The sequence below is a fragment of the Acidobacteriota bacterium genome (assembly GCA_016716435.1).
In the GTDB taxonomy this organism is placed as follows: domain Bacteria; phylum Acidobacteriota; class Blastocatellia; order Pyrinomonadales; family Pyrinomonadaceae; genus OLB17.
In genome coordinates, this window is record JADJWI010000008.1 from 368,495 (window position 1) to 382,658 (window position 14,164).

Here is a 14,164-nt window from a genome sequence, read left to right on the forward strand (position 1 = left end):
CGCCGGTCTAGTTAAAATTGCACGGTGCGAAGTATCGCGCCGAACTTCAGGAAAAAAGCGTAGCCAACTTTCTCAAAAGAGGAGACGGCCACGCTTGATAAAAAGTGTAAGTCTTCTTAGCTTGCTACGGCGTCTTTCGTTTCCTCGCTAGCGGGCTCGGCCGTCTCAGCCTGTTCCGCCGGTGCCTCAGCAACAGCTTCCGTTTCAGCCTCTTCCCCCGGTGTCTCAGCGACCGCATCTTCAGCTTCCTCTTCTTCTATTACTGCCGTGTCGTCGTCATCCGGATCGGCAAGCCCGGCCTTAGCGAGCGTCGCCGCGATGTCAATACCAGTGGTATCGCCGGTCGCCTCATCGGCTTCTTCAGCCTCGGGCTGCGAAGCGACAACGCCGCCTTCGGTACCGATCTGCCGACCTTCCATGATCGCGTCGGCGACCCGTGAAGCGAAAAGGCGAATCGCACGAAGAGCGTCGTCGTTGCCTGGGATGACATGGTCGATACCCTCGGGCGAGCAATTCGTGTCAACGACGGCGACGATCGGAATTCCGAGCCGGTTCGCCTCTTTGACCGCAATATCTTCCTTGCGGACGTCGATGATAAAGAGCATGTCCGGAAGGCCGTTCATGTCCTTGATGCCGGCGAGGTTCTTCATCAGGCCTTCGTGCTCGCGGTCAAGCTTGAGACGCTCTTTCTTTGTGAGCATCTCAAAGCGGCCGTCCTCACGCATGGCCTCGATTTCTTTGAGCTTCTGGATCGACTTTTGGACCGTCTGAAAGTTGGTCAGGAGGCCGCCAAGCCAACGATTATTGACATAAAACTGTTCGCAACGTTCGGCTTCTTCGCGGATGGCGTCCTGTGCCTGTCGCTTAGTTCCGACAAAAAGCACCTTCTGCTTCGGGCGTTCCGCGACCGACTCCTGCACAAAGGTCAGGGCATCGCGGAAGAGCTTCTGCGTTTTCTGAAGGTCAATAATATAAATGCCGTTGCGTTCGCCAAAGATGTATTCTTTCATCTTCGGGTTCCAACGGCGGACCTGGTGACCAAAGTGAACCCCTGCTTCGAGGAGTTCTTTCATCGTTACTGTAGCCAAAACTTATATCTCCTAAACTTCTGGTTTTTGTACTCGCCGGAAACTTTTTGATAAACCAAGGAGTTCCGGCGATGGATTAGTTGATCGTGAATCGTAAATCGTGAATAGGTTAAGCAGGCTTTCTGCAACTATTGACGATTTACGATTCACGATTAACGAAATTAACGCTTCGAGAACTGGAACCGCTTGCGGGCTCCCTTCTGTCCGTACTTTTTGCGTTCCTTCTGCCGCGGGTCGCGGGTTACGAGGCCCGCTTTCTTAAGCGACGGGCGAAGGTCGGCATTAAATTCCATGAGTGCACGCGTGATGCCGTGGCGAACCGCTCCGGCCTGGCCGGACTGTCCGCCGCCATCGACGTTTACGAGAATGTCGAATTTACCGAGCGTATCGGTAAGGCTGAGCGGCTGGCGGATGATCATCCGCAACGCCTCATTCGGAAAATAGCTCTCAAAATCGCGATGGTTGACCTTGATCGCGCCCGAACCGGGGCGAAGGTAAACACGTGCGGTCGAGGTTTTGCGGCGGCCGGTGCCGTAATACTGAATGTCTGCCATATCCTTTTACTATTTCGTCTCGATGGTGATCGCTTCAGGCTTCTGGGCGGTATGGCGATGATCGGCATCCGCGTAAACCTTTAATTTCTTTGCCATTGCCTTGCCTAGCTTGGTCTTCGGCAGCATGCCTCTGACGGCAAGCTCGATGATCCGCTCGGGCTTCTGCTCAAACATATCCTTAACGGCAACCTCGCGGAGACCGCCCGGATAAAGCGTGTGGTGGCGATACAATTTCTGATCGTTCTTGGAGCCCTTGAAAACGGCTTTGCGGGCATTGACCACAATAACGTGGTCGCCCATATCCATGAACGGCGTGTATGCCGGATTGTTCTTGCCGGAGAGGATGCGAGCCACTTCGGTCGCGAGACGGCCGACGGTCTTACCGCTGGCATCTACAACGAACCACTTCTTGGACTCAGCCAAACCCTTTCCGCTAGGAAAATATGTACTCATAACAGCCTGCACTGATAGCGTTCTTCGCAAAAAAGCGAACCCTTAGAGTATCGAACCCCCTTATTAAGGTCAAGTGCGGAGAGGGCCTAATCGGGTGCGTGGATCGACGAGGGGAGCGTGGCGGCGGAGTGGTCGGCGTCCACGATCTTGGCGGCGAGGGTTATGCCGATGATGGACTTTGCATCTTTGATCTGGCCGAGGCTGATCATTTCGAGCAGAACGGAGAAGGAATGTCGCTCAATTGTGAGGATCTCATCTTCCTCAAGCTTTTGGCCGACCTCGGTAAGGCCGGTGGCTAGGAAGACGTGCATCTTTTCAGTCAGAAAGCCGGGCGAAACGTAAAACTCAGCGAGCTTTTCGATCGTTTCCGCCCGTACGCCGATCTCTTCTTCGAGTTCGCGAAGTGCCCCCGCGACCGGGTCCTCGCCGGATTCGAGCGTCCCGGCGGCGAGTTCCAGAAGCATTTCTCCCGCCGCATGACGATACTGCCGAACAAGCGCCGCCGTGCCATCATCAAACACCGGCAATATCACCGCACTCCCGCCATGCACAACAATATCCCGCTCATACTCAACATCACCCTCCCGCACCCGATCAACACGGATATCAAAGACCTTGCCGGTGTAGATGGTTTTGGAAGAAAGGGTATCGGGTTTCATCACCCTACTTTATCTTATCAGGTGCAATTTCAGTGCAGCGGGCCGAGTATGAAGCGGCAATGCCGAGCAATTTGCCTTCATGAGCGAAGCTCGAAAGGAATAAAATCGATTCCAACTGTCCGCCGTTCTGACGGTGATAAGATAATCTTACATCCAGCAGACCGTCGCTGTCTAAATCTCCAACCCAATCAAGTTCGCCAATTTCCCCCTCAGCGTCTCGATAAGTTTTATACCAGATTATCTGGTTTTTGGTGCCTTGCTCGACGACCACCGCTGAAGCAGGAAAACTTTTTTTCAGAAGAACCGGTGCGACTCTCACAGCATAGGTCTTATTGCCAAGTACGAATTTACGGCGAAAGCCGATCTCTAAGCCGTCTGTATACAGGGCGTTCCCGTCGAACTCAGAAGGTTTAATATAGAGCGTTTGGACGCCACTTTGCTTTATTGATCCGTGATCGGAAAGCAGGAAAACAGCCGAACCGGAGTCTTTGAAATTCATCGGTGCATAACTTCCAAAGTCGGTAGATGTGAGTGCCCCGTAGCTAACAGTGCGTCGCTCTAAAACAAAATCGTCTCCACGTTTGAACAAGCCCAGCCATTTACGTTCTTCCTTAGAAGCGTCAGCGGTGCAGATCTCAACCTTGCCCTCAAAAATAGGCTCCATCTGCATTGCTGCCTTAGACGCAGATTCGTCCATCTCGAAGTTTGTGAATTCAGGTGTGAATGGAAAGGATTCGTTTGGATATTCATGGTCCGGACCAAAATTCTGCTCTGAGATATTACTCTGGCTAATCTGGTCTTCCTTTGCCGGAAGCGGAGAGTTGGCGAAAAAGAACAACCACGCCATCCAAAGGCCAATTCCGAGGCTAAGCGTGAAAGCCGTCGATCCAATTGCCAAGCGTTTCACTTAAATACTCCTTATCGCTTTAGCAACCTGCCATACCGAAATCCGCGGCAAACCCGACAAGTTTTCCAGGCTCGGCCAGGGTCGATAAATGCAACTCGGTTGCCGTGAAGCCCTTTTCATTGAACTCATCGAAGTAGAGGTCGAGTTTGCTGTCGTTATCTATATCGCCGACCCAAAGTAAGCTTCCGAAAATATCTCGGTCCCCGCCGAAATGATGAATTTGCTTTAGGATCTGAGTGGTGCCGTTCGACTCAAGAACAAGAACCGCGACTTTCGTGTGGTCTTTAGTCATACCGCGAGATGTTCTGAGTATGTAAGTATGGTCGCCGATGGAGAATTCACGTCGGAAACCATCCGAAATTTCCACGAAATCCGGCTCGCCGTTTTCCTTTTCGGCCCATCTTTTCCGGTTATGCAATGTCAGAACTGGCCCTTGTCCAATTGTCGATAATCCGCTGACTGCGAAAATCTGACGACCAAGAATATCAAACGACAATTTCGCGTCGCGTTCATCACCAGGCCAACTGATCGAATTAAGCCTTTTTACCTTCGCTCGAACGGAAAATAACGAGAAGGAATCTTTATTTTCGGATAGGACCGTCCAAAGTTCGCCGTTCTTAGCAACAACATCCGAACGACGATAGATGCCATCATCGAGGATCTCGATCAATCGGCCGGGAGGCTTTTTATATTCAATATCTTGGAAGTTGGGGAGGCCGGTGAATTCTGGGACAAATTCATCTTTTTCGGTCCTGGTTAGACCAAGTTCAGTCGAATTTGGAGTGACGAGGTCATCCCGATTGGGAATTTCGACTTTCAGCAGAGGCCACACAACAAGGACCCCGATCAAAAATGCGGCGAAAAATGTGATAGATCCGATTGCCCAGCGTTTCATAATTCTTAGCACCCCGCGGAGTTGAAGCCGGCGACCCATTCTACCAAGTTTCCATCTTTAGCTGGCGAGGAAAGGTAAAGATTTGACCCAAAGCCGCCTTTTTCGAACCCAAAGTCTGAGAAGTACAGATCCAGTTTCCCATCTCCGTCCATGTCACCGACCCACAACAACTCTCCGATGCTGTTATAGAGCGTATTGTCATCTTTGTAAAAACGATTGAAAGTAACAATTTGAGACCTGTTCTCGGATTCAAGGACGAGCACATTCACCGTGCCTCCGTCACGCTGAAGTCCGGCAGCAACACGAAGCACGTATTCGCTGCCTGAAAGGCTGAAGTTCCGTCTAAATCCCTGTTCCAAAAACATGCCCTCTGCCGGATCATCTTTCCGGAAAAGCGTCGGAACTTCGCGCGGCTTAAGGCCGGAAATGCCATTCAACAAGAACACTAAGTCCCCCTTTTTATCGTATTTCAACCAGTCGTAGGGTTCATCGCCCGGACCGAGATACCCATGCCGGGGCATTCGTTTAACCGTTGTTTCGGCCAAACGCATCTTCGAGCGATCAGAGTAGAAGCCCAGCCACGTTTCCCCCTGCTTAACTAACAATTCACTTCTGCTGTAGCTCGGCCATGAAGCCTCTGGATCTCGATTTTCCTTCACATCGATCAATCTTCCCTTCGTTCCTACACCATCGATTTCCAGCTTCTCATCAAACGCGGGCAAATTCGTAAACTCGGGGACGAAGTCGTCGGGGGGTAGCGCTTTTTCGGTGACGATCTCGAGTCGTTCTGTCTGGGATTCGGGGGCGGAGGTGGTCTTTGCTTCTTGCTCCCACATGAAGAGACTCAATTGACCGAAGTTGTAGGCGGTTGCTCCGATAACGAAGGCTGAAAAAAAGACCACAAACAGCTTAAGTTTTCTTTCCATTTGGCAACCTCGGTCTGCTTTGTGAGTCATTTTAGCACGGAGGCGGTTTCGAATTGTAGTAAAATCTTTTGTAGTTGACAGATGATAGGTGATAGGTGAGAGATAAGAAGTTCGGGTGTGAAAGCGCCCTTACTTACGTGCGGGCTACGGACACAGGCTACTGCAAAGGCCACAGACGCTATGGGTAAATATCGAATAAGTTTAGGTGTGAGCGGGGGAATCGCGGCTTATAAGGCTGTGGAGGTGATGCGGCTGCTGCAGAAGGCGGGGTGCGAGGTCTCGGTGGCGATGACGCGGCACGCGACGGAGTTTGTGCAGCCGTTGACGTTTCGGGCGCTGACGGGCGGGCATGTGATCGTGGACGACTACGACCCGGCGAATCCGGACCCGATCGCACACATCAATTTTTCGCAGGAGATCGACCTTCTGCTGATAGTGCCAGCGACGGCGAATATTATCGGCAAATTTGCCAATGGCATCGCCGATGACTTCCTGAGTTCGACCTATCTTGCCTGCACGGCCCCGGTGATGATCGCACCGGCGATGAACACGACGATGTGGGAGCAGCCCGCGACGCAGCGAAACATCGAACGGCTCAAGGCCGATGGCGTCCATTTTGTCGAGCCGGTGGCCGGCGAACTCGCCTGCAAAACGGTCGGGACCGGGAAGCTTGAAGATGTTGAGAATATCGTCCGACAGGCATTAGCTAAGCTCGATTCCAAATTCCAAATTCCAAATTCTGGATCGCCTTCGGATCTGGAATCTGGAATCTGGAATAGGAAATCGGATTTGTCAGGCGAACGGTTTTTGATTACCGTTGGCGGGACTCGGGAGGCGATCGATCCGGTGCGGTTCATTTCGAACCATTCATCTGGGAAGATGGGCTTTGCTTTGGCGGAGGCCGCTCGCGACCGCGGTGCGGAGGTGACGGTGGTCGCCGGCGTTACGACGGCCGAACCGCCGACGGGCGTCCGGGTTCTGCGGGGAGTCTCTGCCGAGGAAATGCACTCGGCCGTTAAAGGCGAGATCGAGAATGCCACTGTTTTTGTCGGTGCTGCGGCCGTCGCGGATTATGCTCCGGTGAATGCGGCGGATGCGAAGATAAAAAAAGAAGGTAAGGAGCAGCTCACGCTCGAGCTCAAGAAAACGCCAGACATTTTGGCCGAGGTCTCGCGAAACCGGACGAACGGGTTGCTTGTGGTCGGCTTTGCCGCCGAGACCAATGATGTTGTCGGCTATGCCCGCTCCAAAATGGAAAAAAAGGGGCTCGATATGGTCGTGGCGAATGACATCACCCGCGAAGGTGCGGGCTTCAACACCGACACGAACATCGCTACCATTTTGACCCGCAGCGGCGAGGCTATCGATCTGCCGATGATGCCCAAACGGGAAATGGCTGATAGAATTCTCGATGAACTGGTTAAATTAAGGTAGCTGACGCCGATGCTAGAGGAAACGAAATCGCTGATCCGCGATGTCCGCGAGCAGGTTCTTTATCTGCAGGAACTTGGCGTCGATGCGCTCGGCGTTGAATGGAAGGCGTCTGAAACAAGTCAGCCAGTGCGGAACGCGTCGGCAAGTTCCACGGCAACCGAGCAAAATGTAATAAAGGAATCGCCGCCGCCGGACATTGTCATTCCGTCGCGGAAAGCCGAAGCCGCAAGGGCCGATCAGAGGCCGGCGGGCTCGCGGATGGCCGCTCTGCCTTCGCTTTCAAAACGCAAACCGATCGAACGCGGGCCGATGGTCGAAGACGCGAGTGTGGTCATATCGGCAAGTGAAGAGACGATTGCGGAGACGCCTGCGAACGATGCGGCGATCGATATGAAAACAGCACCTAGCAACGAAAGCATCGAATCGATCCGGGCCGAGATAGGTGAATGCACGCGTTGCGCGCTGTGCGCCGGCCGGACGCAGGTAGTCCACAGCACGGGCAATTTCAACGCAGAGCTGATGTTCATCGGCGAGGCTCCGGGGGCAGATGAAGACATTAAGGGCGAGCCCTTTGTCGGCCGTGCCGGGCAGCTTTTAACGAAGATAATCGAGGCCATCGGTATCAAACGCGAAGATGTCTTTATCGGCAACATCAATCGCTGCCGCCCGCCGGGAAACCGACAGCCATTGCCCGAGGAAGCGAGCGTTTGCCGGCCGTTTCTATTGCGAGAGGTCGCGGTGATCAAGCCGAAGGTGATAGTTGTGCTCGGCGCGCATGCGGCGCACAATCTTCTCGAGGTAAAAACGCCGATCTCAAAGCTTCGAGGTCAGTTTCACGACTATTTCGGCACTAAAGTAATGCCGACGTTTCATCCTGCATACCTGCTCCGAGACCCGCACAAGAAAAAAGAGGTCTGGGACGACATGAAGATGGTCCGCGACCTGCTGCGGACGATGTGATTTGCGGCCGGGGGCCGTGAATCCGAACAAGGGGGTTTCTCGAAACCGCTGTTATGAGACACGTTAGAGCCACAGTGGCCGCCGTTGGTGCCGCAATAGGCTCGATTCCAATGCTAAGATTTACTGGAGCAGCAGCGGCTGGAAAGGGGACGTCCGCAGTTGAGCGGCCGGGTATAGAAGAGTGCCGTGCGATCACAAAGCGGTACGGGACCAGCTTTTATTTTGCTACGCAGTTCTTTCCACGTGAGGTTCGCGAGGGCATTTATGCGGTATATGCCTTCGCCCGGATCCCAGACGAAATAGTCGACGACCCGAACTGCTCTGATCACGAGAACGCGACTCGTCGGCTCGAGGAATGGTATGCGGAATTCAAGCAAGCATTCCTTGCCGGGAGTTCTGCCGACGCGGTGCTCGACGCGATCGTAAAGCAGTTTCATAAGTACGGTATCCCTGAATCTGAGTGCGATGCGTTCATTCGCTCGATGTTCATGGATGAGCGGAAGTTCTCATACGCGAACTACGAAGAGCTCGAAGAGTACATGTACGGCTCGGCGTCGGTGATCGGGTTAATGGTGACTCGGATCGTTGGGTATTCGGGCGAAGAGGCGTTCGAATATGCAAAGAAGCTTGGCAACGCCTTTCAGCTAACGAACTTTCTCCGAGATATCCGCGAAGATTACGATGACCTCGGTCGCGTTTACATGCCCGAGGACGAGATGGCGAAGTTCGGGCTGACGAGGGACGACATCGCGAGCCGCGTTCGCGATGAGCGGTTCGAGCGGTTCATGCGGTATCAGATCGAACGGAACCGCGAGGTCTACCGCCAGGCCTTCCCGGGCATCCGGATGCTCCATTGGCGCGGGCGGCTCGCGGTCAAGATCTCTTACGTACTTTACAAAGCGATCCTCGGTGAGATCGAGCGGGCCAATTACAACGTTTACGCGGGCCGCGTCCGCACCAACCGACAGCAAAAGATCGTGCTATCCCTCAAAGCCCTTGCGGGTGTCTATGAATAAAAAAGTAGTGATCATCGGGGCTGGCATCGGCGGCCTCGGCACCGCCGGCCTTTTCGCAAAAAAAGGCTACGACGTTACCGTGCTCGAAAAGAACGAGCACGCCGGCGGCAGGGCAAATATCTTTGAGGCCGAGGGTTTTCGGTTCGATATGGGGCCGTCATGGTATCTCGCCCCGGACCTCTTCGAGCACTACTTTGAACTCTTAGGCGAACGGGTCGAGGACCATCTTGACCTAGTTCGGCTCTCACCTTCATATCGCATCTTCTTTCAGGGCGACCCGGATACGTTAGAAATACATTCGGATATCGAAAAGGACGGCAGGACTTTTGACGCGATCGAGCCCGGCTCTTCGGAAATGCTCAAGAAGTATCTCGCCCAGTCGGAGTATCAGTATGAGGTGGCGACGCAGCACTTCATGTATAAGAACTACGACACGGTCTTCGATTTCTTCAACAAGCGTGTGATGACGGAAGGTCAAAAGCTTTCGGTCTTTTCGAAGATGCACAACTTCGTCACGCGGTTCTTCAAATCGCGCAAGCTGCAGCAGGTGATGGAATATACGATGGTCTTTCTAGGCACGTCTCCATACGAAGCACCGGCCATCTATAACCTGATGTCGCACATGGATTTCAATCAGGGCGTGTTCTATCCGCAGGGCGGTTTTTACGAGCTGATAAATGCACTTGTCCGCGTTGCGGAAAAGAACGGAGCGAAGGTCCGTACGAACGCGGCGGTGGCGGAAATACTTGTCGGCAACGGTAAGGCGAGCGGCGTGAAGCTGGAAAGCGGCGAAGTGGTTGAGGCGGACATTGTCATCTCGAATGCCGACTACCAATTTACCGAGACGCGGCTATTGCCTGAAAAAGCTCAGACCTACAAGAAGAAATATTGGGATAAGAAGGTGCTCGCTCCGTCTGCCTTCATTCTTTACCTAGGCGTGAAGGAAAAGATGCCGCAGCTCATTCATCACAACCTGCTCTTCAGCGATGATTGGCGGAAGAACTTTGACGAGATCTACAAGGACCCGAAGCTCCCGAACGAACCTTCGCTCTACGTTTGTGCGCCGTCGGTGACCGATCCCGGCGTTGCCCCAGAAGGCAAAGAGAATCTTTTCGTATTGGTGCCGATCGCTTCCGGACTCGAGATAACGGTGGAGCGGAAGCAGGAATATGCGGATCACGTTCTTGAGCGGATGGAACGTGAAATGGGACTCGATGGACTGCGGGAAAAGATCGAGTACATGCGGATCTACACCGTCGATGATTTTCTGAACGACTACAACAGCTTCAAGGGCACGGCCCTCGGTCTTGCCCATACCATCTGGCAGACGGCGATCTTCCGGCCGAATAATCGGTCAAAGAAGGTAAGTAATCTCTTTTACGTTGGTGCGGGGACGAATCCGGGTATCGGGACGCAGATCTGCCTGATCAGCGCCGAACTTGTCTACAAACGCGTCCACGGGATCAAGACCGCTGAGCCGCTGACGACCATCTAAAATGCTTTCGGCCCGAAAATGTACCAGAAAAGCAGGAAACCGGCGGCCGCATTAACTAACGGAAATCGTCGATAAATGTTGAAGATTCCGCCTTCTTCGCTTGATGCGAATGAGATAGCGATCATCGCGGTGAAAACGGCTGCAAGCACGACCGCCGCCCATCCGATGAACGCAAATGCGAGTGCGGCCGAGGCTAGGTAGAGAGCAAGGCAATAGATCAAGGTTCCGGTGTGGCCGAGAAGCGTTGCGACGGTCGAGATGCCTGCCTCGCGATCGGCTTCGATGTCCGGGATGGCGGAGTAGGCGTGCATCGCCATTGTCCAAAGGCCGCCGGCGATAATGGTCGCGACCGGTGGGAATTCGCCGGAGATCAATTGATAGGCGAAGGCACCTGGAAAAACATAGAGCACATTGAACGCTGAATCGAGAATCGGTTTGGTCTTTGCCCTAATCGGCGGGGCCGAGTAAAAGACCGAAAAGAAGATAAACAGGCTCATCGCGAGCATACCGGCCGGCCAAAGAGCAGGAATCAAGATGAGGAACGGCAAATTTGCGGCGAGGATCGCAAGAGCCAGCGGCCGGCGCTTCTCTGGTGTTACAAGCCCTTCATAATCGGCTTTTTTAGGGTTGCGACGATCGGTCTCGTAGTCGAAAATATCGTTTATGCCATAGATCAGAATATTGGCAGGAAGAAAGAAATACAACCCGTAAACGAGCGCCGGCAGTGTCAGCAACTGGTCAGTTGACGAAATAGCCGCGGCAAGGCCGACAAGATACGGCCCAAAAACGTAGATCCAAAATCGAGGCCTGCTGATTTGCAGAAAATAGGCGGCTTTCGGCACAAAGCGAGTATATCTCAGCGGTGATAAAGTTTCACAAACAGACCATCTGGGCGATTGCGGTCGCAGTTTTTCTGGCGGTCGGCGCGTTCTTTATGGCGAACGTGCCGATGCCGCCGTGGTCGAAATACATTTCGCCGGTGAACATCGTCTTGTTCGCCTTGCCGAGCCTTTGGGCAGTCCGAAGATGGTTGGGATGGCAGGATGGTTCGATCTTTGTTGGCGTGCTTAGCCTCTACGCACTCGCGATCGAAACCTCGGCGATCATCACGGGCTTTCCATACGGCCACTTCGCCTATTCTGAGCACCTCGGCTATCGGCTTTTCGGGTACGCACCTTGGACGGTTGCATTTGCTTGGACGCCGCTTGCTCTTGGGGCGTATGCGATCGCGAGAAATGTTTCGGGTTCGAGGCTTGCTCGCCTGATACTTGTCCCGGTACTGCTCACGCTTTTCGATGTGGTGCTCGATCCAGGGGCGGTCTATCTTGGGTTTTGGAAATACCCGGAGGGCGGTTGGTTTTACGGCGTCCCGTGGACGAACTTCGCCGGATGGCTGCTTTCGGGCTTCATCGGTGCGGTGCTGATCGAGGTGATGGTCGCTCGCTTTCGGCCTTTGCTGCCGACGCCGGTTCAGTTGTCGATAAGCGTGATCTTTATTGTCTTCTTTTGGACGGCGTTTGCGTTCTTTGCCTCGATGGAAGAGCCGGCACTGCTTGGAACGCTGCTTGTCTTTGGAATGGTCGTGATCTATCGGCGATTTCACTATCGGTTTGACGACATGATCGTGCAGGTCGATGAGGAAAACAAGCCTATCCGGACCGAGCAGAAGTTAATTGCCCACAACGGCTACACGAAACTGCATCGTGCGTTCTCAGTTTTTATCTTTAACTCAAAGGGCGAGCTACTGCTTCAACAGCGGGCATTTGGGAAAAAGACGTGGCCCGGAGTTTGGTCAAATTCGTGCTGCGGGCACGTGATGCTCCACGAAACGGTCGAGGACGCGGCGAAGCGACGAGTTAAATACGAGCTTGGGCTTTCGGGCGTAGAGCTTGACATGGCACTGCCAGATTTTCGCTACATCGCAGAGAAGGACGGCATTGTGGAGAACGAGATATGTCCGGTGTTCATCGGATTTACGGACAAGCGGCCGCGGCCGAATCCTGATGAGGTCGCTTCGGTCAAGTGGCAAGCCTGGGAAGAGTTTCTCGCGGACGCCGGCAGGCCGGACACCGAGCTTTCACCATGGTGCATTATTGAGGCCGAACAGCTCGCCGAAGTTCCTGCCTTGAGATCAAAATTAGACCGCTGATGTGATAACCTGAGCGTATTCTGACCTTTCGAGGAAAACCTAAATGAAAAGACTTATCGGATACCTATTCGTCGCGCTTCTCCTGCTCAATCCCGTCGCTCTCGTAGCCCAAAAATCCTCGGGAACTGAAATAAAGCAGCTTCAGGGCCCGCAAAACCCGAGGCTCGGTTTTGTGATCCACGGGGGAGCGGGCGTGATCTCGCGGGGGTCGCTCTCGCCGGAACGCGAGAAGGAATACAGGGCAAAGCTTGAGGAGGCGTTGATGGCCGGTTATAAGGCATTGCAGGCGGGGAAATCGAGCCTTGATGCGGTTGAGATCGCCATCCGGATACTCGAAGATTCGCCACTCTTCAACGCCGGAAAAGGCGCGGTATTCACCAACGAAGGCAAGAACGAGCTCGACGCATCGATAATGGACGGAAAGACGCTCGGTGCCGGTGCTGTTGCGGGGCTGACAAGGGTCAAGAACCCAATCACGCTTGCCCGTTCGGTTATGGAAAAAAGCGAGCATGTAATGATGGTCGGAGCAGGCGCGGAAAAATTTGCCGAGCAACAAAAGATCGACCTCGTTGACCCGAAATATTTCTGGACGGAATCGCGGTGGAACTCGCTCCAACGGATATTAAAAGAAGAAAAGGATAAGCAGGAAAAGAGCAAGGATCACGGAAGCCTGACCGAGGCAGAGAAGCCGACGAACAAGTTTGGGACGGTCGGAGCGGTCGCTCTTGATAAGGACGGCAACCTCGCCGCAGGCACCTCGACCGGTGGAATGACCAACAAGCGCTTCGGCCGGGTCGGCGATGCTCCGATCATTGGTGCAGGCACCTACGCCAACAACGCGACTTGTGCTGTTTCGGCGACGGGATGGGGCGAGTTCTTCATTCGGCTTTCGGTCGCACGTGATATTTCTTCGCTGATGGAGTACCGAGCGATGACCGTCCAGCAGGCTGCTGACCTTGTGATAAAGACCAAGTTACAGAAACTCGGCGGCGACGGCGGTGTTATCGCAGTGGATAAATTCGGCAACATCGGCGTCTCGTTCAATTCTGAAGGGATGTACCGAGCTTATATCAATGCAGCGGGTAAGCCCGTCGTCGAGATCTATGGAGCCGAGAAGTGAAAAGGTGAAAAAGTGAAAATGTGAAAACGTGAAAAGGTGAAAAAGTAGACGGGTCTAGGCGAAATAGCAGTTTGATTATGAATTCCAGAAAGCGGATCGAAACTTTCGAGGACCTTGTGATATGGCAGAAAGCGGTAGAGCTTGCGAAGGACGTTTACCTCATCACCGAGCGGGAGAAGATTCGAACAGATGTTGGGCTCAGATCGCAGATGCGAAATTCGGCCGTTTCGATATCGAGCAACATCGCAGAAGGATTTGAGCGGCGGACGAGGAAGGAATACTTAAACTTTCTAAACATTACCAAGGCGTCCGCAGGAGAACTTCGGAGTCAGTTGTATATAGCTCACGAAATCGGATATTTGACCGCCGATGAGCACGCTGTGCTTAGGGAAAAGGCGAAATTCTTGAGTGGCTCGATATGGAATCACATGAAGGCGATATCTCATTTCTCTGACGCATGAATGACGAACTAGAACTCTATGACTTTCGGTCCCAACTTTTTCACCTT

At 53.4% G+C, this 14,164-nt stretch carries 15 protein-coding genes; 7 read left to right on the plus strand and 8 right to left on the minus strand.

Going from position 1 to position 14,164, the window contains the following annotated elements; translation table 11 throughout:
• Window positions 1-116: 116 nt before the first annotated feature.
• The 7 genes from rpsB to IPM21_13700 form a co-directional block, all read right to left on the minus strand.
• Window positions 117-1,088 (minus strand): 30S ribosomal protein S2, encoded by a 972-nt coding sequence (rpsB, locus tag IPM21_13670; protein MBK9164925.1) that lies wholly within the window; start codon window positions 1,086-1,088, stop codon window positions 117-119.
• A 161-nt stretch (window positions 1,089-1,249) separates the two neighbouring features.
• Window positions 1,250-1,642, minus strand: a complete 393-nt coding sequence (rpsI, locus tag IPM21_13675) for a 30S ribosomal protein S9 (GenBank protein MBK9164926.1) — start codon at window positions 1,640-1,642, stop codon at window positions 1,250-1,252.
• A gap of 9 nt (window positions 1,643-1,651) precedes the next feature.
• Entirely contained in the window at window positions 1,652-2,095 is a 444-nt protein-coding gene (gene rplM, locus IPM21_13680) for a 50S ribosomal protein L13 (GenBank protein ID MBK9164927.1), read from the minus strand.
• 86 nt (window positions 2,096-2,181) lie between these two features.
• Window positions 2,182-2,754 carry an NUDIX hydrolase gene (locus IPM21_13685; protein MBK9164928.1) on the minus strand — a complete coding sequence of 191 codons (573 nt, stop codon included), beginning with the start codon at window positions 2,752-2,754 and terminating at the stop codon, window positions 2,182-2,184.
• Window positions 2,755-2,758: 4 nt separating this feature from the next.
• Window positions 2,759-3,661: a hypothetical protein gene (locus IPM21_13690; GenBank protein MBK9164929.1), complete on the minus strand. Its 903-nt coding sequence runs from the start codon at window positions 3,659-3,661 to the stop codon at window positions 2,759-2,761.
• Window positions 3,662-3,680: 19 nt separating this feature from the next.
• Window positions 3,681-4,556 carry a hypothetical protein gene (locus IPM21_13695; protein ID MBK9164930.1) on the minus strand — a complete coding sequence of 292 codons (876 nt, stop codon included), beginning with the start codon at window positions 4,554-4,556 and terminating at the stop codon, window positions 3,681-3,683.
• A gap of 5 nt (window positions 4,557-4,561) precedes the next feature.
• Entirely contained in the window at window positions 4,562-5,482 is a 921-nt protein-coding gene (locus IPM21_13700) for a hypothetical protein (GenBank protein ID MBK9164931.1), read from the minus strand.
• A 180-nt stretch (window positions 5,483-5,662) separates the two neighbouring features.
• Between IPM21_13700 and coaBC the strand changes: the two genes are divergently transcribed.
• The 4 genes from coaBC (at window position 5,663) to crtI (ending at window position 10,387) form a co-directional block, all read left to right on the plus strand.
• Complete coding sequence (gene coaBC, locus IPM21_13705; protein ID MBK9164932.1) at window positions 5,663-6,916, plus strand: bifunctional phosphopantothenoylcysteine decarboxylase/phosphopantothenate--cysteine ligase CoaBC; 1,254 nt, start codon at window positions 5,663-5,665, stop codon at window positions 6,914-6,916.
• A 309-nt stretch (window positions 6,917-7,225) separates the two neighbouring features.
• On the plus strand, window positions 7,226-7,876 hold the full coding sequence (locus IPM21_13710) for a uracil-DNA glycosylase (protein ID MBK9164933.1): 651 nt from the start codon (window positions 7,226-7,228) through the stop codon (window positions 7,874-7,876).
• A gap of 110 nt (window positions 7,877-7,986) precedes the next feature.
• On the plus strand, window positions 7,987-8,892 hold the full coding sequence (locus tag IPM21_13715) for a phytoene/squalene synthase family protein (protein MBK9164934.1): 906 nt from the start codon (window positions 7,987-7,989) through the stop codon (window positions 8,890-8,892).
• Entirely contained in the window at window positions 8,885-10,387 is a 1,503-nt protein-coding gene (gene crtI, locus IPM21_13720; protein ID MBK9164935.1) for a phytoene desaturase, read from the plus strand. Before IPM21_13715 ends, crtI begins: the two co-directional genes overlap by 8 nt.
• On the opposite strand, the gene IPM21_13725 is transcribed toward crtI, so the two are convergent.
• On the minus strand, window positions 10,384-11,229 hold the full coding sequence (locus tag IPM21_13725) for a prenyltransferase (GenBank protein MBK9164936.1): 846 nt from the start codon (window positions 11,227-11,229) through the stop codon (window positions 10,384-10,386). The genes crtI and IPM21_13725 overlap by 4 nt on opposite strands.
• A gap of 20 nt (window positions 11,230-11,249) precedes the next feature.
• On the opposite strand from IPM21_13725, the gene idi reads away from it, so the two are divergent.
• The 3 genes from idi to IPM21_13740 all read left to right on the plus strand — a co-directional run bounded on the left by idi (window position 11,250) and on the right by IPM21_13740 (window position 14,117).
• Window positions 11,250-12,536, plus strand: coding sequence for an isopentenyl-diphosphate Delta-isomerase (gene idi / locus IPM21_13730; GenBank protein ID MBK9164937.1), 1,287 nt, complete (start codon window positions 11,250-11,252; stop codon window positions 12,534-12,536).
• Window positions 12,537-12,579: 43 nt separating this feature from the next.
• Window positions 12,580-13,656 carry an isoaspartyl peptidase/L-asparaginase gene (locus tag IPM21_13735; GenBank protein MBK9164938.1) on the plus strand — a complete coding sequence of 359 codons (1,077 nt, stop codon included), beginning with the start codon at window positions 12,580-12,582 and terminating at the stop codon, window positions 13,654-13,656.
• Window positions 13,657-13,733: 77 nt separating this feature from the next.
• The gene (locus IPM21_13740; GenBank protein ID MBK9164939.1) at window positions 13,734-14,117 is read left to right on the plus strand and encodes a four helix bundle protein; all 384 of its coding nucleotides are present in this window, start codon (window positions 13,734-13,736) and stop codon (window positions 14,115-14,117) included.
• Window positions 14,118-14,164 lie beyond the last annotated feature (47 nt).